Origin of the sequence: Arthrobacter sp. ok362 (assembly GCF_900102785.1) — a bacterium.
In the GTDB taxonomy this organism is placed as follows: Bacteria; Actinomycetota; Actinomycetes; order Actinomycetales; family Micrococcaceae; genus Arthrobacter.
The window spans coordinates 39,003-60,555 of the sequence record NZ_FNGC01000004.1; the positions used below are offsets into that span (position 1 = coordinate 39,003).

Sequence of the window (21,553 nt, forward strand, 5' to 3'; positions counted from 1 at the left end):
TCATAACGTAGGGTCTATAAACGTGAACTGGATACAAGCGGCTCTGCTCGGCCTGGTACAGGGGCTGACCGAGTTCCTCCCGATTTCCTCGAGCGCCCATCTGCGGATTGTCGGCGCCTTCCTGCCGGAGGCATCAGACCCCGGCGCGGCTTTTACGGCCATCACCCAGCTGGGCACCGAGACGGCCGTGATTGTCTATTTCTGGCGCGACATCCTGCGGATCATCCGCGCGTGGTCCGCTTCGCTGACCGGCAAAGTGTCCAGGCATGACCCGGATGCGCGGATGGGTTGGCTGGTGATCCTGGGCAGCATCCCGATCATCGTCCTCGGCCTGCTGTTCCAGGACCAGATTGAGTCGGTGCTCCGCAGCCTGTGGGGCGTCGCGACCATGCTGATTGTGTTCGGCATGGTCCTCGCGGTGGCCGACACCATCGGCCGGCAGGACCGCGAACTGAAACAGCTGACCTACAAACACGGCCTTTACTACGGACTCGCGCAGGCCCTGGCGCTCTTCCCCGGGGTTTCCCGCTCCGGCGGCACCATCAGCGCCGGGCTCCTGATGGGCTACACCCGCGAGGCGGCGGCCCGCTACTCGTTCCTGCTGGCCATCCCCGCCGTGTTCGGCAGTGGGCTGTACCAGCTGTACAAAGTGGTCTCCAAGGAAGGCATCACCGGCCCGTACGGGCTCCCGGAAACGGCCCTGGCCACGGTGATCGCCTTCATCGTGGGCTACGTCATCATCGGCTGGTTCCTGAAGTACGTCTCCACCCGCGGCTACCGGCTCTTTGTCTGGTACCGGATCATCCTGGGAATGTCCCTGTTCTTGCTGCTCGGTTTCAGTGTCATCAGCGCCTAGCACTAGGCTTGGGCTGTGAAATCCTGGATCTCCCGCCCCGTTGCCCAGCTCCCCGGCAGCATGCCCGCCCTGCGCCTTTTCGACACCGCCAAGGGCGGAATCGTCACCCTTGAGGCCACGGGTGAGCAGTCCATGTATGTTTGCGGCATCACCCCCTACGACGCCACGCACATGGGCCACGCGGCCAGCTATGTCGCCTTCGACCTCCTGAACCGCGCGTGGCGGGACGGCCGCCAGCACGTCGCCTACGTCCAGAACGTGACCGACGTCGACGACCCCCTCCTGGAGCGCGCGACGGCCACCGGCGTCGACTGGCGCGAACTCGCCGCGAGCCAGATCGAGCTGTTCCAGACCGATATGGAGGCCCTGAACGTCCTCGCCCCGGATCATTACATCGGTGCCGTCGAGGCCGTTCCGCTGATCGTTCCAGCTATCGAACGCCTCCTGCACAACGGACTCGCGTACCGCGTCCCCGGCACCGGCGGCGAGCCCGACGGCGACGTCTACTATGACGTCGAGGCGGCCGGCAAGCACGCGGCGGACGCCGTCGACGCCTGGACCCTGGGCTCCATTTCCGGCCTTTCCGACGCCGAAATGCTGGAGCTCTTCGCCGAACGCGGCGGCGACCCGGGCCGGGCTGGAAAGCGCCAGGCACTGGACCCGCTGCTGTGGAGGGTTGCCCGCGAGGGCGAGCCCAGCTGGCCCGGCGGCGGGCTGGGGGAGGGACGGCCCGGCTGGCACGTCGAATGCACCGTGATCGCCCAGGAGTACCTGCCCAAGCCGTTCACTGTCCAAGGCGGCGGCTCGGACCTCGTCTTCCCGCACCACGAAATGGGCGCCGGCCACGCGTACTCGCTGGCCGGCGTGCCGCTGGCCCGCCACTTCGCACACGCCGGCATGGTGGGCCTCGACGGGGAAAAGATGAGCAAGTCCAAGGGCAACCTGGTCCTGGTCTCCAGGCTCCGCGCCGACGGGGAAGAGCCAGCCGCGATCCGCCTGGCGATCCTGGCCCACCACTACCGCACGGACTGGTCCTGGACCGCCGACGGGTTCACCGAAGCCAACGAACGGCTCCGCACCTGGCGCGAGGCCCTCGCCGTGGCTCCGAACGGCTCCGCCGCGGACCTGATCGGCCGGATGCGGACCGAGCTCGCCAATGACCTCAACGCGCCCGGCGCCCTCGCCGCCGTCGACGCCTGGGCCAAGTCCGCCCTCGAGGCCCCGGGGACCGCCTCGGCCACGGACGCCGCGCTGGTGAGCGACGCCGTCAACGCCCTGCTGGGCGTCGAACTCTAACCGGGCCCTTCGCTAGGGCTTGTCCTTGCCCCGGCGCTTGAGGTAGCGCTCGAATTCGCGGGCGATCGATTCACCGCTGGCCTCAGGAAGGTCGGCGGTGTCCTTCGCCTCCTCCAGCTGGCGGACATACGCCGCAATTTCGGGGTCCTCGGTGGCGAGCTCGTCCACGCCGCGCTCCCACGCGTCAGCCTCCTCCACCAGTTCCGTGGTGTCCAGGGGGACCTGGAGCAGCTCCTCGATCCGGTGCAGCAGGGCCAGCTGCGCTTTCGGTGACGGGGCCTGGGCCACATAATGCGGCACGGCCGCCCAGAGCGAAACCGTCGGGAGCCCTGCCAGCAACGCCACCTCGCCGAGCACGCCCACAATCCCCACCGGCCCCTCGTACTGCGAGGCCTCCAAGTCCATCCGTTCACGCAGTGCGGCGTCGTCCGTGGACGTGCTGACCGGAATCGGCCGGCTGTGCGGCACGTCAGCCAGCAGCGCACCGACCAGGATGACGTAGTCGACACGCAGGGCCTCGGCGTGCACCAGCAGCTCCGCCGTGTAGGCACGCCACTTGTAGGAGGGCTCGGTTCCCTGGACGAAAATGACGTCCACGTTCGAGTCGGGGACGCTGGCCTTGAAGATCCGCGTGGACGGCCACTTGATCTTCCGCTCACCGGCCGCCGTCCGGCGGATCGTGGGCCGGGTGAACTGGAAGTCGTAGTACTCATCGGCGTCGATCGCAGCGACTTTCTTGCCGCCCCAGAGCTTGTTCAGATAGCGCAGGGCATCGCTGGCGGCCTCCCCGGCGTCGTTCCAGCCTTCAAAAGCCGCCAGCATGACGGTGATGCGCCGGCCCTCGGGGACGGGCTGCAGCAGCCGCTCCGGCTCGGAGACGGCGCCTGGTTCGGTCGGGTCTGCCTCGAAGCTGTTCATGCCATCACCCTACGTCCAAGACCCCGCCCCGCACACGCAATAGAGCGCCGCGCGTGCCCCATTTCCGCCCAATTTCCGCCCGGAATCCCCCGGGTAGGCGGACGGAATTCGCCGTAGGCGTAGCCCGGGCGCCCGGTTGCGGGCTTCCCCGTAGACTTGAAGGCATGCGATCCTCAGCTTCCCGGCCCCTCCTTAAAGCAGCGCTCTGGGACATGGATGGCACCATTGTCGACACCGAGCCTTACTGGATCGAGGCCGAACGCACCCTCGTTGAAGCCCACGGCGGACAATGGTCCCAAGACCAGGCCATGCAGCTTGTGGGACAGTCCCTGATGTTTTCCGCGGGCATCCTGCAGGAAGCCGGCGTGGCTATGGAACGGCGCGACATCATCGACACTCTCACAGGCCATGTGGTCAGCCAGGTCCGTGACTCCGTTCCCTGGCGCCCCGGTGCCCGCGAACTCCTCGACGAACTGTACAACGCAGGCGTCCGCTGCGCCCTCGTCACCATGTCCGAGGCCCCGCTGGCCCGGGAGATCGTTGCGAGCCTGCCGGAGCCCTACTTCGAGTTCCTCGTCACGGGGGACACGGTCACGCAGGGGAAGCCGCACCCGGAGGCCTACCTGACGGCCGTTGAGCTCCTGCAGCAGCAGGACCCAGAACTTGGCCTGCACCACTGCGTGGCCCTGGAAGATTCCGTGCCGGGTGTCGCCGCCGCCCTCGCCTCCGGCGTCGTGACGGTCGCCATCCCGCACATCCTGCCCCTCCCGTACGATCCGCGCCGCGCCACCTGGGACACCCTCGAAGGCCGCACGGTTGCGGACCTGGAAGAGCTCGTGGCCCTGCGGCATGAGTTCCCGGACGCCACGTTCGGGCGCGCGGCGGAGTCAGCGGCCCTCGCGACCGGGGGCGGTCTCCGTGGCTGACACCGGCAGCCGGGGACAGCCCGGCAAGAATACGTCTACCCGCCGGGAGGGGATCCCGCTGGGCCGCATTGCCGGCATTCCGGTATTTCTGGCGTACTCGTGGTTCATCATCGCGGCGTTCACGGTGATCGCGTATGGGCCGGTCCTGCAGAGCAACAATCCGCGCCTCGGCCTCACCGCCTTCTTCGTCGCCTTCGCCTACGCGCTGCTGCTCCTGATTTCCGTGCTGGCCCACGAACTCGCGCACGCTCTGACCGCCAAGCTGTTCCACTGGCCCACGGAGAAAATTGTCCTCAACCTCTGGGGCGGCCACACCCAGTTCCAGAGCTTCACTGCCTCACCCGGCCGCTCCGTCCTGGTGGCGATGGCCGGCCCGGCTGCGAACTTCGTCCTTGCCGGCGCCGGCTGGCTCCCGCTCGCTTACGGGGACCTTAGCGGCGTGGCCGATATCCTGGCCAACATCTTTGTCTGGGCCAACCTGCTGATCGGCATCTTCAACGTCCTTCCCGGCCTCCCGCTGGACGGGGGCCGACTGGTCGAATCCGCAGTATGGAAAGCCACCGGCAACCAGGAAAAGGGCACCATTGCCGCCGGTTGGGCGGGCCGGATCATCGTGATCGGCCTGGCCTTGTGGTTCATTGTCCTGCCCCTGCTCAGCGGCGCACGGCCAGATATTTCCTTCACCCTCATCACCGCCCTCGTGGGCAGCTTCCTGTGGATGGGGGCATCGGCGTCGATCCAGCAGGCCCGCCTGCGGGGCCGGCTGTACCTTGTCGACGCCGCGGCCCTCGCCGAACCCGCCCTCGGCCTTCCGGAAACGGCGACGGTCGCCGACCTCGTGGACCGGGCGCCGGCAGGAAAGCCCGCCGTGGTGCTGTGCGACCGGGACGGCCGCCCCGTGGGCATCGTGGACGCCGCAGCCGCGGCAACCGTGCCTGCCGCCCTGGCCGCAGCGACCGCACTGACCGCGGTCTCCTACCCCCTTGGCGCCGGCGCCTATGTCCCCGAATGGTCCAAGGGCCAGGAACTGGTCCAGTACTTGGCCCAGATCGAAGGCCAGGAGTACGCGGTGGTGGACCGCGAGGGCGCCGTCACCGGGCTGCTGCGCCAGTCCGCCGTCCTGCGGGCCATTACAGGCAAGTACCGGAACGAACGCCAGAACCAGGGCCAGAACCGGTAGAGTTACTGGGCGGTCGTGAATTTCCGGCCCCCACGCGCAAGGACCGGTGCCCGCCGGCATGTCCGCGGCCACACAGCTTTACAGGAGCGAGGAACATCTTCATGAGCAGCGACACTGCCGCCAACACCAGCGCCGCCGCAGGCACTAACACCGCCGCAGCGCAGGCCGCAGGCACCACCGCCGCGACCACCCCGAACGGTGCGACCGGCGCGGCGCGCCGCCGCGGACCGTTCCGCGAAGGCGAGCGGGTCCAGCTCACGGACGAGCGCGGCCGCATGAACACGATCACGCTCGAAGTCGGCGGGGCCTTCCACACCCACCGGGGATTCCTGAACCACGACGAGATCATCGGCAAGCCTGACGGCTCGGTGGTCGTCAACAACGTCGGACAGCAGTACCAGACCCTGCGCCCGCTACTCTCGGACTTCGTGCTCTCGATGCCGCGTGGCGCGGCCGTGGTCTACCCCAAGGACGCCGGCCAGATCGTGACCATGGCGGACATCTTCCCCGGCGCGCGCGTTGTTGAAGCCGGCGTCGGCTCGGGCGCCCTGTCCATCTCCCTGCTGCGCGCCGTGGGGGACAACGGATACCTGCACTCCTTTGAGCGGCGCCAGGAGTTCGCGGACATCGCCCGCGGCAACGTCGAGACCATCTTCGGCGGCCCGCACCCGGCCTGGAAGATCTCGCTCGGCGACTTCCAAGAGGAAGTGGTGCGCACCGAGGAACCCGGCTCCGTGGACCGCGTGGTCCTGGACATGCTCGCCCCGTGGGAATGCCTCGACGCCGTCGCCACGGTCCTGGCACCCGGCGGAGTGTGGATCAATTATGTCGCGACTGTGACGCAGCTTTCGCGCACAGCCGAAGCCATCCGCGCTGACGGACGCTTCACCGAACCCGACGCGTGGGAATCCATGGTCCGCGGCTGGCATCTCGAGGGCCTGGCGGTCCGCCCGGACCACCGCATGGTCGCCCACACGGGCTTCCTGCTGGTAACCCGCCGTCTCGCCGACGGCGTCACGGGAATTTCGGTGAAGCGCCGCCCCTCCAAGACCGACTTTAACGAAGAAGACGTCAACGCCTGGACCCCGGGCGCTGTCGGCGAACGTGCGGTCTCGGACAAGAAGCTGCGCCGCGCCGCCCGGGACGCAATCGCCGGAACAAACGTCGTTGACGCACCGGAGATAACGAACTAGGCAGCATATTTCGGATGTCTCCAGCGGCACCCGCCTTCTTAGGGCTATGGTCTTAACAGAAGAGCAGGAAGGGGCTGATGCACGATGGAGACTCCGAATACTGACCCGGGCCGCACACCGGCCAAGGACGCAGCGGATGCTGCCGCGCGCACGGACGCGGCCCTGGCCGCAGCCGGCGAGGGTGAACGGTACGCCGCCAATGAGCTGTCCGTCGCAGAGCGGCAGGTCAACATCCTCCGGGACAAGCTCCGCCACATTGACCGCCAGCTTGCCGCCGCCACACAGAACAACTCCAAGCTGGTCAGCATGCTGGAAACGGCCAAGGCCGAGATCCTGCGGCTGAAAAACGCCCTCGACCAGGAGGGACAGCCGCCGTACAGCTTCGGCACAATCCTTCAGCTCAACCCGAAGCGGCAGCCGACGGCCGGAAACAGCGGACAGGCAGCCACGGAGGAATCCGTGGACATCTTCAACGCCGGCCGCAAGATGCGCGTGGGGATCAGCCCTCTGGTCAACATCAACCAGCTGGCCGTCGGGCAGGAAGTCCTGCTTAACGAGGCCCTGATGGTAGTTGCCGGACTCGGCTACGAGCGGGCCGGGGACCTCGTCACGCTGAAGGAGATGCTGGGGCCGGACCGCGCCCTGGTAGTCGGCCGCGCGGACGAGGAGCGGGTCATCCGGCTTTCCGGTGCCCTGCTCGCCCAGCGGCTCCGGGTCGGCGACGCACTGTCGATCGATTCACGCACCGGTTACGCGCTGGAAAAAATCCCGCGCTCCGAGGTGGAGAACCTCGTGCTCGAGGAAGTTCCGGACATCACCTATCAGGACATCGGCGGCCTGGGCCCGCAGATCGAGCAGATCCGCGACGCCGTCGAGCTGCCGTTCCTGCACCCGGACCTGTACCGGGAGCACGGGCTGAAGGCGCCCAAGGGCATCCTGCTGTACGGCCCGCCAGGCTGTGGCAAGACCCTGATCGCCAAAGCCGTCGCCAACTCGCTGGCCGCGCGGGCCGCCGAGCGCGCCGGCAAGACGGACATGAAGAGCTATTTCCTGAACATCAAGGGACCCGAGCTGCTCGACAAGTATGTCGGCGAGACCGAACGGCACATCCGCTTGATCTTCGCGCGCGCCCGGGAGAAGGCGTCCGAGGGCAGCCCGGTGGTGGTGTTCTTCGACGAGATGGATTCCCTGTTCCGCACCCGCGGCACGGGCATTTCCTCGGACGTAGAAACGACCATCGTCCCGCAGCTCCTTAGCGAGATCGACGGCGTCGAACGGCTGGACAACGTGATCGTGATCGGCGCCTCCAACCGGGAAGACATGATCGATCCGGCGATCCTGCGCCCGGGCCGCCTGGACGTCAAGGTCAAGATCCAGCGTCCCGACGCCGAGGCCGCGGCCGACATCTTCAACAAATACATCACCACGGACCTGCCCTTCCACGAGACCGACCTCGCCGAGCACAACGGCGACGTGCAGGCGACCGTGGACGCCATGGTCCAGCGGACCGTCGAGGCGATGTACTCCACCGAGAAGTCCAACGAATATCTCGAGGTGACCTACGCCAACGGCGACACCGAAATGCTCTACTTCAAGGACTTCAATTCCGGCGCCGTGGTGCAGAACGTCGTGGACCGGGCCAAGAAGTATGCCATCAAGGAGCTGCTGACCATCGGGCAGAAGGGCCTGCGGATCGACCACCTGCTCCGGGCGGTCGTGGACGAGTTCCGTGAACACGAGGACATGCCCAACACCACCAACCCGGACGACTGGGCACGGATCTCGGGCAAGAAGGGCGAGCGCATCACGTACATCCGCACCATCGTCCAGGGCAAGGCCGGCCAGGAGCCCGGGAAGTCCATCGAGACGATGCCCAGCACAGGGCAGTACCTGTGACGGCTGTTGTCCCCGGCAAGCCCGCCGACACTTCCGGCGGCCTGCCGGTCGGCGGGGCGATGAGGGTGATGGGCTCGGAGACCGAATACGGCATCCACGCGCCCTCGGCGCCCGGAGCCAACGCCACTATGATGTCGGCCCGGGTCATTCAGGCGTACGCCCAGGTGACCCGGCAGCGCGCCGCCGGCGGCGCCGAAACGCGGTGGGACTACACCGACGAGGAGCCGCTGCACGATGCCCGCGGCTGGACCTTGGAGCGCAGCAGCGCGGACCCGGAACAACTCACCGACCAGCCTCCCGTCCTCGACGCCGAGGCGATCGCCCTCGCCTACGGGCGGCAGGAACTCGAGGCCGACGGCGAGGACGAGGCCGGCACGCTGCTCATGAACATGGTGCTGGGCAACGGCGCGCGGCTGTACGTGGACCACGCCCACCCGGAGTATTCCAGCCCCGAAGTGACCAACCCCCGGGCTGCCGTCACCTGGGACGCCGCCGGTGACCTGGTGGCTTTGGCCGCCGTCCGGCGACTCGCCGCCGATCCCGACCTGCCCCCAATCAACCTGTACAAGAACAACACGGACAACAAGTCGGTCTCCTACGGCTCGCACGAGAACTACTTGATGCCCCGCTCGGTGCCGTTCGGCGAGATCGTGCGCGGCCTCACGCCGTTTTTCGTCACCCGGCAGATCATTTGCGGTGCCGGGCGAGTGGGGCTCGGGCAGGACAGCGCCCGGGCCGGCTACCAGATCAGCCAGCGGGCTGACTTCTTCGAAACCGAAGTGGGCCTCGAAACCACCATCCGCCGCCCCATCATCAACACCCGGGACGAACCCCACGCCACCGCGGACAAATACCGCAGGCTGCACGTCATCATCGGCGACGCCAACCTCAGCCAGGCGTCCAATTTCCTTAAGTTCGGCACCACCGCCATGGTCCTGAGCCTGATCGAGGCCGGATTGGCGCCACGGATTGAAGTCCACGAGCCCGTCGCCGCGCTGCAGGCCGTCAGCCACGACACCTCGCTCACCGCGCTGCTGCGCCTGGGCGACGGCCGACGGATCACCGCCCTGGACCTGCAGTGGATCTATTTGGAGGCCGCGTCGAAGCATGCGCAGGACACCGGAGTCGCGGACGCGGTGGACGGTGACGGCCACACCCACGAGGTCCTGGAACGGTGGTCCGCCACGTTGAGCGAACTCGGCAGTGACCGGGCGGCGGCCGCGTCCTCGGTGGAGTGGCTCGGCAAGCTGTCCCTGCTGGAGGGCTACCGGCAGCGTGACGGCCTGGGCTGGGACAACGCGCGCCTGGGCCTCGTGGACCTGCAGTGGGCTGACATCCGCCCCGAAAAGGGGCTTTACTACCGGCTCCTGGCCCGCGACCGGATGCAGCGAATCGTGGACGACGCCGCTATCGCCCGCGCGGTGACCGAACCGCCGTCGGACACGCGGGCGTACTTCCGCGGACGCTGCGTCAGCCGGTTCGGCGCAGACCTCGCGGGGGCCAGCTGGGACTCGGTGATCTTCGATGTCCCCGGCCGCGGCAGGCTCCAGCGGGTCCCTACCCGCGAGCCGCTGCGCGGCACCGAAGCCCTCACAGGCGGCCTGTTTGCCCGGCACCGGGAGGCCGGGTCGTTCCTGGCTGAACTGTTGGGACTCAGCCCCAGTTCCTAGGAATAAAGCCCCCCGCGGGCGCCCCCGGCGTGGCACTATTGCTAGAGGATGTCCCTTAGGAGAAAAGGGACGGACATGAAGGAGAAAACAATGGCAGGCCAGGAGCAGCAGCAGCCGCAGTCGCGGGACACCGAGGTTGACGAGGACGTCCCCGCCGCGCCGCCGGCCCCAGGGGACGCCCAGGCGTCGGCAGCCACCCAGGGCGTCGACGATCTCCTCGACGAGATCGACGGCGTGCTGGAGTCCAATGCCGAGGAGTTCGTCCGCGCATTCGTCCAAAAGGGCGGCCAGTAGGAGCGCCGCCGGCCGCAGCATGAGGGCGGCGGCAGGGGCTAAGGGCCGGAAGTGTCGTTGATCCACCACGTTGAGGGAGAGCGTTAGTGCAGGAAACAACAGCCAACCGAGTAGCAGCCAACGCGACGTCCTCATTCACCGAGCATCTGCAGCGCGAACGGCCCGACTTAATGCCCTTCGGTCAAGTGCCTTTCAACCAGTTGGCCGGCACTGGCCACGCCGCGCATCAGGCAGCGCCCCTCCAGGCCCCGCACGGGACCACGATCCTGGCGATGACCTACGCCGGGGGAGTGCTGATGGCCGGGGACCGCCGCGCCACCATGGGCAACGTGATCGCGAGCCGGCACATCGAGAAGGTCTTCCCCGCCGACCAGTACTCCGTGCTGGGTATTGCCGGAACCGCCGGAATCGCCCTGGACATCACCAGGCTGTTCCAGGTTGAACTGGAACACTACGAGAAAATCGAGGGCACGCTCCTCAGCCTGGACGGCAAGGCGAACCGGCTCGGCGCCATGGTGCGCGGCAACCTGCCCATGGCCATGCAAGGCCTCGCCGTCGTCCCCTTGTTCGCGGGCTTCGACCGGCCCGCGGGCATCGGCCGCCTCTTCTCCTACGACGTCACGGGCGGACGCTACGAGGAGCAGGAGCACCATGCCGTGGGATCCGGCTCGATGTTCGCCCGCGGCGCGCTGAAAAAACTGTGGCGGCCCGGCCTCTCGGAGGAGGACACCGTGGCGGTCGCCGTCGAGGCACTGTACGACGCAGCCGACGACGACTCCGCCACGGGCGGCCCGGACCCCGTCCGGCAACTATGGCCGGTGGTGTATATCGTGAACCGATCAGGCGCCTTCCGGGTCCCGGACCGCGATCTCGCCGCCGTGGCCGGCCGCGTCATCGAATCCCGGGCCGTCGCCCAGCGGGAGGCGTGAGATGACCCAGCAGTTCTATGTATCACCCGAACAGCTGATGAAGGACCGTGCGGATTTCGCACGGAAGGGCATCGCCCGCGGACGCTCGGTGGTCGTCATCAGTTGCCGGGATGGGATTGCACTCGTGGCGGAGAACCCGTCCCCGTCGCTGCACAAGATCGGCGAGATCTACGACAAAATCGCGTTCGCGGCGGTCGGAAAGTACAACGAATTTGAGAGCCTGCGGCAAGCCGGGGTGCGATACGCCGATGTCCGCGGCTACTCCTACGACCGCGAGGACGTCACGGCCCGCGGCCTCGCAAGCGTGTACGCGCAGAGCCTCGGCGCTGTGTTTACGGCCGAACAGAAACCCTTCGAGGTGGAACTGGCCGTGGCCGAAGTCGGCCCGACCCAGGAAGCGGACCATCTGTACCGGCTGACCTTTGACGGGTCTATCGCCGATGAGCACGGCTTTATCGTGATGGGTGGTCAGGCGGACAAGGTTTCCGAAGCTGTCGCGGCGGGCTGGCAGGGCGAACTCGACTTCGCGGGCGCTATCCGGCTGGCCCTCGCCGGACTCGTGGCAGACAAGGAAACCACCACCCTGCCGGTATCCGCACTGGAAGTTGCGGTACTGGACCGGGGATCTGAAAGCGGCCGCGGCACCCGTCGGGCGTTCCGCCGGCTCGAGGATCCGGACATCGTGGCATTGCTGGCTGAGGAGAAGTGAGATGGACAAGCGCATATTCGGCATCGAAACCGAATTCGGAATTTCCTATTCAAGTCCGGAGTCCCGGCCGCTGGCGCCTGAGGAAGTGGCCCGCTACCTCTTCCGCAAGGTGGTCAGCTGGGGCCGGTCCTCCAACGTCTTCCTGACCAACGGCTCACGCCTCTACCTGGACGTCGGATCCCACCCGGAATACGCCACGGCCGAGTGCGACGACCTGGCCCAGTTGATCGCACATGACCGCGCAGGGGAACTGATTCTGTGCGACCTCGTGGACGAAGCCCAGGAACGGCTGGCAGCAGAGGGATTCAACGGGACCGTGTACCTGTTCAAGAACAACACGGACTCGGCCGGGAACTCCTACGGCAGCCACGAAAACTACCTCATCCCGCGCCGCGGGGAATTTTCCCGGCTCGCGGAGATCCTCATCCCGTTCCTCGTCACGCGCCAGTTGATCGCCGGCGCCGGCAAGATCCTCAAGACCCCACACGGGGCCACCTTCGCCTTCTCCCAGCGGGCCGACCACATCTGGGAGGGCGTCTCCTCCGCCACCACCCGCTCCAGGCCCATCATCAACACCCGGGACGAGCCGCACGCCGACGCCGAGTTCTACCGGCGCCTGCACGTGATCGTGGGCGACTCCAACATGTCCGAAACGACAGCCCTGCTCAAGATCGGCACGGTGGACCTGATCCTGCGGATGATCGAGGCAGGGGTGATCATGCGCGACATGCGGATGGAAAACCCGATCCGCAGCATCCGGGAAATCTCCCACGACCTCAGCGGCAGGGCACTGGTGCGGCTTGCCAACGGCCGGCAGCTTACGGCCCTGGAAATCCAGCGCGAGTACCTAGGCAAGGTGACCGCGTTCGTGGCCGAACATGGCGCGCACAACGCACACGTGCCGCTTATCCTGGACCTCTGGGAGCGCACCCTGGACGCCATCGAAAGCGGCGACACGAGCACGATCGATACCGAAGTGGACTGGGCCATCAAGAAGAAGCTCATGGACAACTACCGGGAACGGCACGGGCTGGGACTTGACGCGCCCAGGATTGCGCAGCTGGACCTGACCTACCATGACATTTCCCGCGGCCGCGGCCTGTTCTACCTGCTCCAAGCCCGGGGTGCGGTGCGCCGGGTGGTGGACGACACCGCGGTCAAGGATGCTGTGGACGCTCCGCCGCAGACCACGCGTGCCAAACTCCGCGGCGACTTCGTCCGGCGTGCCCAGGAGCTTGGCCGCGACTACACCGTGGACTGGGTTCATCTGAAGCTGAACGACCGCGCCCACCAGACCATCCTGTGCAAGGATCCGTTCCGGAGCGTGGACGACCGGGTGGATGCGCTGCTGGACTCGATGGGCTGACACCCAGCTTCGCACGTTATTCTGGGGTAGGGCCGCCTTGCGGTCTCCGCTTTCTTTGCCACGGGAAACCGAACGGCACAGAGTCCACCCTGCCCCGACGAAAGTTTCCAAGTGCGCCGACTACTAGCAATTCTCCTTCCCGGACTGCTGCTGCTGACCGCCTGCGGCGGCGGCGGCGGCGAAGCGCCCCCCGCTCCGGAGCCCACCAGCCAGTCCGCGGGTGAGACCGCCAAGCTGGACTCGGTCAAATTGACCGAGAAGGGCGACAAGAAGGCCCCCGGTGTCGAGTTCACCAAGCCGCTCGACGTCAAGGAACCCACTGTCAAGGTGGTCACCGAGGGCAGTGGCGAGCGGGTCAAGGCCAACCAGATCGCCGACATTTCGATCGTGGCCTTCAACGGCAAGGACGGTTCCACCCTCGAAGACACTTTCCCGAACAGTCCCGAGCCGCTGGAGCTGAACGACGAGCTCAAGACCAGCAGCCCTGTGATCTACAACGCGTTCGTTGGCGCCAAGATTGGCTCCCACATCGCCCTGGCCGTACCCGGCCAGGCGGCGGCCGAGGGTACCGCGGCCAAGCCGACGCAGCTCCTGATCGTCAAGGTGCTCGCCGCCAAGGACGCACCACCGGTCTTGGACAAGCCTGAGGGCGACGCCGTCACCCCGCCGACCGGGCTGCCGACCGTCAAGGAAAACGACAAGGGCGTCCCGCAGATCTCAGTCGCCGGCGTCAAGGCTCCGACCAAGCTGATCTCCCAAAACCTCATCACCGGCAAGGGCCAGGCGCTCAAGGAGACCGACACCATCACGGTCAACTACGTCGGTGTGGCACTCGCCACCGGCAAGGTCTTCGATTCCAGCTTTGAGAGTGGCAAGAAGGCCACCTTCCCGCTGACCGGCGTCATCAAGGGCTGGACCCAGGGCCTGACCGGCAAGACGGTCGGCTCCCGCGTCCTTTTGGTGGTCCCGAAGGGCCTCGCCTACGGTGATCAGGGCCAAGGCGACGCGAAGGGCGACCTCGTCTTCGTCGTCGACATCCTCGGCGTCAAATAATCCACCGCATCCACCCCACGTCACCACACGTCACCTCAAAGGAGTAACCATGTCATTTGGACAGCGCGACCTCGACCGCGAAAAGCCGGAAATTGACTTCCCCGAGGGAGACGTCCCCACCGAACTGGTCATCACCGACCTGATCGAGGGGGACGGCGCCGAGGCCAAGCCCGGCGACACTGTTTCCACCCACTACGTGGGCGTCGCCTGGTCCACCGGTGAAGAGTTCGACGCCTCTTGGGGCCGCGGCGCGCCGCTGGACTTCAGGGTCGGCGTCGGCCAGGTCATCCAGGGCTGGGACCAGGGCCTGCTGGGCATGAAGGTCGGCGGCCGCCGCCGCCTCGAGATCCCGTCCGAACTTGCCTACGGCTCCCGTGGCGCCGGCGGGGCGATCGGTCCCAACGAGGCCCTGATCTTCGTCGTGGACCTCGTCGCCGTCCGCTAGGACAACACCCACACGCAGACAGTAACGCCGGCTGAATCAACCGGCTGAATCAGCCGCCTGGATCAGCACCCTGAATCATCCCCCTTGGGGTGGAAGCGCGGTAACAATCGGAAAAGTTCTTCCGGCTGTTGCCGCGCTTTCGTCATTTTCCGGGATCGGCTTTAGTACCCTTGCGAGGTGTCCGCCTCACGTACAGAACGCCTCCTGAACCTTCTCATCGCCCTGCTCAACACCAAGTACGGCCTGCGCCGCGGCGAGTTGCGCGAAAAGGTCTATCACGACACCGAGAGCAGCGACGTCGCCTTCGGCCGCATGTTCGAGCGCGACAAAGGCGAGTTGCTCCAGTTTGGCTTCGACGTCGAAACCGTGACGGACACGGGCTGGGGGTCCGACGACCCCGCAACCACCCGCTACCGGATCGGCAAGGAATCGAACCGGCTGCCCGACGTCAGCCTCACCCCCGAAGAGTGCACCGTCCTCATCCTCGCAGCGCAGCTCTGGGAGCACGCCGCCCTCGGCTCCGCTGCCGTGGACGCGGTCCGCAAGCTGCAGGCCGCCGGCGGCCTCGTCGACGCCGAACTCCCCACCGGCGTCCAGCCCCGCATCCGCCCCGCCGGCCAGGCCTTCGAAGACCTGGTGGCCGCGATGCACGCCCAGCACCCGGTAAGGTTCAGCTACCTCGCCAGCAGCACGGGCCAGGAGCAGGAACGATTGGTGGAGCCCTGGGGCCTGGGCAGCCGCTTCGGCCAGTGGTACCTCGTGGGCCACGACCGCGGCCGGGGGGACAAACGGTTCTTCCGGCTGTCCCGCCTGACGTCCGCCGTGACCGTGCTGGAGAAGGAGAGCTTCACGCCTCCCGCCGGGTTCAACGTCCGCGCCGAACTGGCGGGCCTGGCCGAGCTGCCGGTACAGAGCGCCGTGGTGGACGTCGAGCATGGACGGCTCCTGGGGCTCCGCAAACGCGCCCAGGCGGTTCCGGACTCAGCACGGGAACCCGGAGCTCTGGAACCTGGGGCACCGGAACGCGGGACACGGCGGCCGGCGGCCGGGACGGACCGCCTCACGGTGCCCTTCCGCGATGCCGAAACGCTGGGCGAGGAGCTGGCCTCCTACGGTCCCCGGGTCACCGTGATTTCACCTCCCGAACTCGCCGGCGCCGTCCGCCGGCGCCTCACCGCCGCCGCAGCCTTCGCCGCCAGGCCCGTTCCGGACGCGGCCTTCCCCGAAGCCGGCCGCACCGGCCGCACCCGCAAACGCACCTCGGAGGACCAGCTCAAGCGGATGCTGCAGCTCGTCCCCTTCCTTGTCCACAACCAGGGGCTGCACATCAGCGAGGTCGCCGCCAGGTTTGGGATCACCCGCAAGGCGCTCGAGGACGACCTGCGGATCCTGATCTGCTCGGGCCTGCCCGAAGGCTACCCCGACGATCTGCTGGACATCCAGTGGGACGATGACCACGTTTTCATCACCCAGGCCCTGGACCTGACCCGCCCCGTGCGGTTCACCGTGGACGAGGCCTGCGCCCTCCTGACCGGTTTGGAGACCCTCAACGGCCTCCCCGAGATCGCCGAAGGCGGCGCACTCGAATCGGTGACGCTCAAACTCATGGCCGCGGCGGGGGAGGAGGGGGTGCAGGCCGCCGCACTCTCAGGCCCCGGGGTGGCCCCCGGCAACTCGGCCACCCTCGAAACCGCCCGTACGGCCATCGGGTCCGGGGCGCAGCTGCACTTGAGGTACTTCTCGCCACAGCGGGACGCGGTGTCCGAACGCGACGTGGACCCCTTGCGGCTCTATTCGCTGGACAACACTTGGTACCTCGAGGCGTACTGCCACTCCGCCAAGGGCCTGCGCAACTTCCGGCTGGACAGGATCGAAGCCCTTGAGCCCAACGGCCGGCCGGCGGCCGCGATGGCGAAACCGGCGGACAGCTTTCCGGTGAAACTGTTCACCCCGAACGATGACGACACCGTGGTGGTGGTGGAACTTGCGCCGCGTGGCACCGGCCTCGCTGACGACTACTACGCCGAGCGGACCGCGGACCTGCCCGGCGGCGGCATGCTCGCCGAAATCCGGTTCGGCAGCACGGACTGGCTGCCGATGTTCGTAGCCCAGCACGGCGGAATGGTGCGGATCCTGCAGCCAGACGCTCTCGCGGACGCGTCGCGGGAATGGCTCGCCGCGGCCCTGACGCAATACGAAGCCTCGTCCGATCGCCCGATAGACTGATCTGCATGCCTTGGTGGTCCTGGATCCTGATTTGGATAGCGCTCGTCGCGGTTTCCCTGCTGTTCTTCGGCGTGCTCGGCCTGCGGCTATACCGGCAAGCCATGACCACGCTCGAGGAATTGGGTGAAGCCGCCGAACGGTTTTCCCACATGCCGTCGCCGTCGGGCTCCGGGGCCGGGTCCGCAATGGCCGACACCGGCGCCCCGGACGGCACTGTCGCCCCGGACGTCACTGTCGCAGGCCCTCGGCCGGTTCCCGGCGACGCCGTTTTTGGCTCGCCTGCCCGGATGCGACATGATTACCACGCATCCAAGCTCGCCCGGCAGAACGCCCGCCGGCTGCGCCGCATCCAGCGCAAGAAGGACCGCGGGCAACCCCAGGCCCTGCGCGACATCGAATCGCGTTAGTCATAGGATGTATTCAAACGAAAGGACCTCCCCCTCATGAGGCTTGAAGGCTGGCATCTCATCATCATCATCATTCTGGCATTGGTGCTTTTCGCTGCGCCGAAGCTGCCGGGCATGGCCCGCAGCCTGGGCCAGTCGATGCGCATTTTCAAGTCGGAAGTCCGGGAAATGAAGAAGGACGGCAGCACCGACGCCAAGGATGGCTCCGAGCCGGTCGAAGGCCGGGTCATCAACCACCCGCAGGCCGGTGCACCGGAAAGCCGCACGGGCGATGGAACCGACGTTCCGCCGTCGACCCGCGCCTAAGACCGCATGGCACTAACCATGAGCCGTCGATCGAACCCCGAGGGGAGGATGGCGCTCCTCGACCACCTGAAAGAACTTCGCAACCGGCTCTTCAAGGCGGCAATCGCCGTCGTCCTTGGGACGGTAGTGGGTTTCCTTGTCTACCAGCCGATGCTGTCGGCCCTGATCAAGCCGATCCGCGACCTGAACGAGCACACAGGCCGACAGGCGACCCTGAACTTTGACGGCGTCGCGAGCTCGTTCGACCTCATGATCCAGGTGTCCGTGTTCCTGGGCCTGATCATCGCCAGCCCCGTCTGGCTCTACCAGCTGTGGGCCTTCATTGTGCCCGGGCTGCACAAGAAGGAACGCCGTCTGGCCCTGTCCTTCGTCGCAGCGGCCGTGCCGCTGTTCGTCGGCGGCGTCCTGCTGGCCTGGCTCGTGCTGCCCAACGCGGTGCGGGTCCTGACCGATTTCACGCCGTCGGGCGGCTCCAACTTCATCAGCGCCCAGGTGTACCTGTCCTTTGTGCTGCGGCTGCTGCTCGCCTTCGGCATCGCCTTCCTCCTGCCGGTGGTCCTGTTCGGGCTGAACCTGGCCGGTCTCATCAAGGGCCAGCAGCTCCTCAAGAGCTGGCGGATCACGGTGTTCCTGGTCTGCCTGTTCGCCGCGATGGCCGCCCCTGGCGCCGACGCCATGAGCATGTTCTACCTGGCCGGTCCCATGCTGGCGCTGTTCTTCGCCGCGATCGGGCTCTGCCTGCTCAACGACCGCCGGCGCGAGCGGCGCGCCGTCAAGCGCGCGGCCGAGACCGAAGCCACGGCCGACCAGGCCACCCCCAGCTCCGAGCTGGAGAACCTCTAGGCTTTCGCGCATTAGGCTGGAAGCATGTCGTCACACCCCGGGCCGGAATCGCCGTCCGAACGTTACCGCGCCAGCGTCGAGCGGGCCGCCGAAGCCAAGACCCATCTGGGCGGCTTCATCCGCTCGCTCGAATTCGAACTCGATGACTTCCAGCGCGAAGCATGCCTGTCCCTGCAGGCCGGCCGGGGCGTGCTGGTGGCCGCCCCCACCGGAGCCGGGAAAACCATCGTGGGCGAGTTCGCCATCTATCTGGCCCTCCAGCGCGGACTCAAAGCGTTCTACACCACCCCCATCAAGGCCCTGAGCAACCAGAAGTACGCCGAGCTGGCCGCCAAGTACGGCGCCGCCCAGGTGGGCCTGCTGACCGGGGACACCAGCATCAACGGGGACGCCCCCGTGGTGGTGATGACCACCGAAGTTCTCCGCAACATGCTCTACGCGGACTCGGACACCCTGGATGACCTCGGCTTCGTGGTCATGGACGAGGTCCACTACCTCGCTGACCGCTTCCGCGGCGCGGTGTGGGAGGAAGTCATCATCCACCTGCCCAGCGAGGTCCAGGTGGCATCGCTGAGCGCCACGGTGTCTAACGCTGAGGAGTTCGGTGCGTGGCTCGACACCGTCCGCGGGCAGACAGATGTGATCGTCTCCGAACACCGCCCGGTGCCCCTGTGGCAGCACGTCATGGTGGGCCGGAAGATCGTGGACCTGTTTGCCGGCGACACCAGCTTTGACGAGATCGCGCTGTCTGGTGAGGCAGCTGCAACTGAGGCAGCTGCCGGCGAGGCCCCTGCCGGCCGGGCCGCTGCCGGCAAAGAAGTTGCCGCCGGTGCCCCCGTGGCCGTCACCGCGGAACTGCCCGGGCGGCCCGGGCGGCCCGAGTTCGAGGTCAACCCGGAACTGCTGTCCATGGCACGGGCCGAGAGCCAGATGAATTTCCGTGGCCGCTTCGGCCATGGCGGCCGGAACCAGCGCCGAAACCAACGCAGTCAGCGGGACGAGCCGCAAAGCGCCCAGCGCAGCCCGGTGCGGAAGGCCAGCCGGCCGCAGGTTATCGCCAGCCTGGACCGGCAGGATCTCCTGCCGGCCATCACGTTCATCTTCTCGCGGGCGGGCTGCGATGCCGCCGTGGCCCAGTGCGTCGCGGCCGGACTCTGGCTGACCACCGAGCGCGAACAACAGATCATCGCCCAGCGCGTCGACGAGGCCGCCCAGGACATCCCCTCCGATGACCTCGATGTGCTCGGCTTCTGGAGCTGGCGGGACGGCCTGCTGCGCGGACTCGCCGCGCATCACGCCGGCATGCTGCCGACCTTCAAGGAGGTCGTGGAGAAGCTGTTCGTCGACGGGCTGGTCAAGGCCGTCTTCGCCACCGAAACGCTCGCCCTCGGCGTCAATATGCCGGCCCGCTGCGTCGTGCTGGAAAAGCTGGACAAGTTCAACGGCGAGGCACATGTCAACATCACGGCGGGGGAGTACACCCAGCTGACGGGCCGCGCCGGACGCCGCGGCATCGACGTCGAGGGCCACGCCGTGGTCCTGTGGCAACCCGGCACGGATCCCGCGGCTGTCGCAGGCCTCGCCTCACGGCGGACCTATCCGCTGAACTCCAGTTTCCGGCCCACGTACAACATGTCGATCAACCTCCTGGCGCAGTTCGGCCGGCCCCGCGCCCGGGAGATCCTCGAATCGTCCTTTGCCCAGTTCCAGGCGGACCGCTCCGTGGTTGGGCTGGCCCGGCAAGTCCGGAGCCGGGAGGAATCCATCGCCGGGTTCAGCAAGGCCATGACCTGCCATCTGGGGGATTTCACCGAATACGCACGGTTGCGGCGGGCCCTGGGTGATGCCGAGACCACCGCCTCCAGGAGCAGCTCCCGGGCCAGGAAGTCCCTCACCGAGGACTCCCTGAGCCGGCTCCTTCCGGGCGACGTGGTGGATGTCCCCGCCGGCAAGTCGCCGGGACTGGCGGTGGTGCTCAGCTCCGACCACGAATCCCGGGAGCCCCGCCCGGCCGTCATGACGCTGGACAACCAGCTCCGCCGGATCGGCCTGCACGACGTCGAAGGTCCGTTGTCTCCGATCACGCGGATCAGGATTCCCAAGTCCTTCAACGCCAAGGTCCCCAAGTCCCGCCGCGATTTGGCGTCCTCGGTGCGCAACGCCATCCGCGAGCACCGGCCGCCCGCGCCCCCGCGCCGCGACGACGACTTCGGCCGGGCCTCCGCAGCGCCCAACCAGGAGAAGCGGATCGCCGACTTGCGCCGGGAGCTCCGCGCCCATCCGTGCCACGGCTGCAGCGAACGCGAGGACCATGCCCGCTGGTCCGAACGCTGGTGGAAGCTCCGCCAGGAAACGGACGGGCTTATCCGCCAGATCCAGGGCCGGACCAACACCATCGCCAAGACCTTCGACCGCGTATGCGGCGTCCTGAGTGGCTACGGCTACCTGGAGACCTCGGACACCGGTGTGCTCTCCATCAGCCCCGACGGGCAACGCCTGCGGCGGATCTACGGCGAAAAGGACCTGCTGATTTCGCAGTCCCTGCGGATGGGCGCGTTCAACGACCTCGACGCCGCCGAGATCGCCGCCCTGGCCAGTGTGCTGGTCTACCAGGCCAAGCGCGAGGACCGCGGCCTGCGGCCCAAGATGCCGAGTGTGTCCCTGGAATCCGCGGTAGACACCGTGGTCCGCGAATGGTCCGCACTGGAGGACGTGGAGGAGGCCAACAAGCTCCCTCTCACCGGCGAGCCTGAGCTCGGCCTCGTCTGGCCGATCTTCAAATGGGCCAAGGGCCGGCATCTCCAGGAAGTGCTGAGCGGCACCGACCTGGCTGCAGGCGACTTTGTCCGCTGGGTCAAACAGGTGATTGACCTCCTGGACCAGCTCGCCGACATCCCGAACCTCGACCCCCGGCTTGCGCGGCTGTGCGCGCAGGCCATCAAACTCATCAAACGCGGCGTCGTCGCCTATTCCTCCGTGGCGTAGGGCTGCGGCCGTGCAGCCCGCACCTGGCCCACTCGCTGGCCCGCTAACGCGGCCC

The 21,553-nt window shown here is 67.2% G+C and carries 19 protein-coding genes; 18 read left to right on the forward strand and 1 reads right to left on the reverse strand.

Features of this window, described 5'->3' with window-relative positions:
- Positions 1 to 22: 22 nt before the first annotated feature.
- On the forward strand, positions 23 to 856 hold the full coding sequence (locus tag BLQ10_RS06475; RefSeq protein WP_091559811.1) for an undecaprenyl-diphosphate phosphatase: 834 nt from the start codon (positions 23 to 25) through the stop codon (positions 854 to 856).
- 15 nt (positions 857 to 871) lie between these two features.
- Complete coding sequence (gene mshC / locus BLQ10_RS06480) at positions 872 to 2,152, forward strand: cysteine--1-D-myo-inosityl 2-amino-2-deoxy-alpha-D-glucopyranoside ligase (RefSeq protein WP_091559814.1); 1,281 nt, start codon at positions 872 to 874, stop codon at positions 2,150 to 2,152.
- 12 nt (positions 2,153 to 2,164) lie between these two features.
- On the opposite strand, the gene BLQ10_RS06485 is transcribed toward mshC, so the two are convergent.
- The gene (locus BLQ10_RS06485; protein ID WP_091559815.1) at positions 2,165 to 3,070 is read right to left on the reverse strand and encodes a PAC2 family protein; all 906 of its coding nucleotides are present in this window, start codon (positions 3,068 to 3,070) and stop codon (positions 2,165 to 2,167) included.
- A gap of 164 nt (positions 3,071 to 3,234) precedes the next feature.
- Between BLQ10_RS06485 and BLQ10_RS06490 the strand changes: the two genes are divergently transcribed.
- From BLQ10_RS06490 to BLQ10_RS06565, 16 genes are all read left to right on the forward strand, one after another.
- Positions 3,235 to 3,996 carry an HAD family hydrolase gene (locus BLQ10_RS06490; RefSeq protein WP_091559818.1) on the forward strand — a complete coding sequence of 254 codons (762 nt, stop codon included), beginning with the start codon at positions 3,235 to 3,237 and terminating at the stop codon, positions 3,994 to 3,996.
- Positions 3,989 to 5,176, forward strand: coding sequence for a site-2 protease family protein (locus tag BLQ10_RS06495; RefSeq protein WP_091559819.1), 1,188 nt, complete (start codon positions 3,989 to 3,991; stop codon positions 5,174 to 5,176). The genes BLQ10_RS06490 and BLQ10_RS06495 overlap by 8 nt, the downstream gene beginning before the upstream one ends.
- 101 nt (positions 5,177 to 5,277) lie before the next feature.
- A complete protein-coding gene (locus BLQ10_RS06500; RefSeq protein WP_091559822.1) occupies positions 5,278 to 6,369 on the forward strand; it encodes a tRNA (adenine-N1)-methyltransferase in 1,092 nt (363 codons plus the stop codon).
- Between the two features lie 84 nt (positions 6,370 to 6,453).
- Positions 6,454 to 8,265, forward strand: coding sequence for a proteasome ATPase (arc, locus tag BLQ10_RS06505; RefSeq protein WP_091559825.1), 1,812 nt, complete (start codon positions 6,454 to 6,456; stop codon positions 8,263 to 8,265).
- Between the two features lie 59 nt (positions 8,266 to 8,324).
- Entirely contained in the window at positions 8,325 to 9,935 is a 1,611-nt protein-coding gene (gene dop / locus BLQ10_RS06510; protein ID WP_091560414.1) for a depupylase/deamidase Dop, read from the forward strand.
- 90 nt (positions 9,936 to 10,025) lie between these two features.
- Entirely contained in the window at positions 10,026 to 10,229 is a 204-nt protein-coding gene (locus BLQ10_RS06515) for a ubiquitin-like protein Pup (protein ID WP_090581157.1), read from the forward strand.
- A gap of 86 nt (positions 10,230 to 10,315) precedes the next feature.
- Complete coding sequence (gene prcB / locus BLQ10_RS06520) at positions 10,316 to 11,158, forward strand: proteasome subunit beta (RefSeq protein ID WP_091559828.1); 843 nt, start codon at positions 10,316 to 10,318, stop codon at positions 11,156 to 11,158.
- Position 11,159: 1 nt separating this feature from the next.
- Positions 11,160 to 11,867: a proteasome subunit alpha gene (gene prcA / locus BLQ10_RS06525; protein ID WP_091559831.1), complete on the forward strand. Its 708-nt coding sequence runs from the start codon at positions 11,160 to 11,162 to the stop codon at positions 11,865 to 11,867.
- 1 nt (position 11,868) lies between these two features.
- Positions 11,869 to 13,233 (forward strand): Pup--protein ligase, encoded by a 1,365-nt coding sequence (gene pafA / locus BLQ10_RS06530; protein ID WP_091559834.1) that lies wholly within the window; start codon positions 11,869 to 11,871, stop codon positions 13,231 to 13,233.
- 111 nt (positions 13,234 to 13,344) lie between these two features.
- Positions 13,345 to 14,286, forward strand: coding sequence for an FKBP-type peptidyl-prolyl cis-trans isomerase (locus BLQ10_RS06535; protein WP_091559836.1), 942 nt, complete (start codon positions 13,345 to 13,347; stop codon positions 14,284 to 14,286).
- 49 nt (positions 14,287 to 14,335) lie between these two features.
- The gene (locus tag BLQ10_RS06540; RefSeq protein WP_091559839.1) at positions 14,336 to 14,731 is read left to right on the forward strand and encodes an FKBP-type peptidyl-prolyl cis-trans isomerase; all 396 of its coding nucleotides are present in this window, start codon (positions 14,336 to 14,338) and stop codon (positions 14,729 to 14,731) included.
- Positions 14,732 to 14,908: 177 nt separating this feature from the next.
- Entirely contained in the window at positions 14,909 to 16,957 is a 2,049-nt protein-coding gene (locus BLQ10_RS06545; protein ID WP_091559841.1) for a helix-turn-helix transcriptional regulator, read from the forward strand.
- A gap of 5 nt (positions 16,958 to 16,962) precedes the next feature.
- On the forward strand, positions 16,963 to 17,364 hold the full coding sequence (locus tag BLQ10_RS06550) for a hypothetical protein (RefSeq protein ID WP_091559844.1): 402 nt from the start codon (positions 16,963 to 16,965) through the stop codon (positions 17,362 to 17,364).
- Between the two features lie 36 nt (positions 17,365 to 17,400).
- Positions 17,401 to 17,670, forward strand: a complete 270-nt coding sequence (gene tatA / locus BLQ10_RS06555; protein WP_091559847.1) for a Sec-independent protein translocase subunit TatA — start codon at positions 17,401 to 17,403, stop codon at positions 17,668 to 17,670.
- Between the two features lie 48 nt (positions 17,671 to 17,718).
- On the forward strand, positions 17,719 to 18,513 hold the full coding sequence (tatC, locus tag BLQ10_RS06560; protein ID WP_175558523.1) for a twin-arginine translocase subunit TatC: 795 nt from the start codon (positions 17,719 to 17,721) through the stop codon (positions 18,511 to 18,513).
- Positions 18,514 to 18,537: 24 nt separating this feature from the next.
- Positions 18,538 to 21,498 carry a DEAD/DEAH box helicase gene (locus tag BLQ10_RS06565; protein ID WP_091559851.1) on the forward strand — a complete coding sequence of 987 codons (2,961 nt, stop codon included), beginning with the start codon at positions 18,538 to 18,540 and terminating at the stop codon, positions 21,496 to 21,498.
- Positions 21,499 to 21,553 lie beyond the last annotated feature (55 nt).

What these genes read in the sequence shown, in the direction of transcription:
- pafA (WP_091559834.1), top strand. Translation starts at nt 11,869, where the DNA reads ATGGACAAGCGCATATTCGGCATCGAAACCGAATTCGGAATTTCCTAT.
- BLQ10_RS06565 (WP_091559851.1), top strand. Translation starts at nt 18,538, where the DNA reads ATGTCGTCACACCCCGGGCCGGAATCGCCGTCCGAACGTTACCGCGCC.
- BLQ10_RS06540 (WP_091559839.1), top strand. Translation starts at nt 14,336, where the DNA reads ATGTCATTTGGACAGCGCGACCTCGACCGCGAAAAGCCGGAAATTGAC.
- prcA (WP_091559831.1), top strand. Translation starts at nt 11,160, where the DNA reads ATGACCCAGCAGTTCTATGTATCACCCGAACAGCTGATGAAGGACCGT.
- BLQ10_RS06485 (WP_091559815.1), bottom strand. Translation starts at nt 3,070, where the DNA reads ATGAACAGCTTCGAGGCAGACCCGACCGAACCAGGCGCCGTCTCCGAG.
- tatC (WP_175558523.1), top strand. Translation starts at nt 17,719, where the DNA reads ATGGCGCTCCTCGACCACCTGAAAGAACTTCGCAACCGGCTCTTCAAG.
- BLQ10_RS06500 (WP_091559822.1), top strand. Translation starts at nt 5,278, where the DNA reads ATGAGCAGCGACACTGCCGCCAACACCAGCGCCGCCGCAGGCACTAAC.
- BLQ10_RS06515 (WP_090581157.1), top strand. Translation starts at nt 10,026, where the DNA reads ATGGCAGGCCAGGAGCAGCAGCAGCCGCAGTCGCGGGACACCGAGGTT.
- tatA (WP_091559847.1), top strand. Translation starts at nt 17,401, where the DNA reads ATGAGGCTTGAAGGCTGGCATCTCATCATCATCATCATTCTGGCATTG.
- BLQ10_RS06550 (WP_091559844.1), top strand. Translation starts at nt 16,963, where the DNA reads ATGCCTTGGTGGTCCTGGATCCTGATTTGGATAGCGCTCGTCGCGGTT.
- dop (WP_091560414.1), top strand. Translation starts at nt 8,325, where the DNA reads ATGAGGGTGATGGGCTCGGAGACCGAATACGGCATCCACGCGCCCTCG.
- arc (WP_091559825.1), top strand. Translation starts at nt 6,454, where the DNA reads ATGGAGACTCCGAATACTGACCCGGGCCGCACACCGGCCAAGGACGCA.
- BLQ10_RS06490 (WP_091559818.1), top strand. Translation starts at nt 3,235, where the DNA reads ATGCGATCCTCAGCTTCCCGGCCCCTCCTTAAAGCAGCGCTCTGGGAC.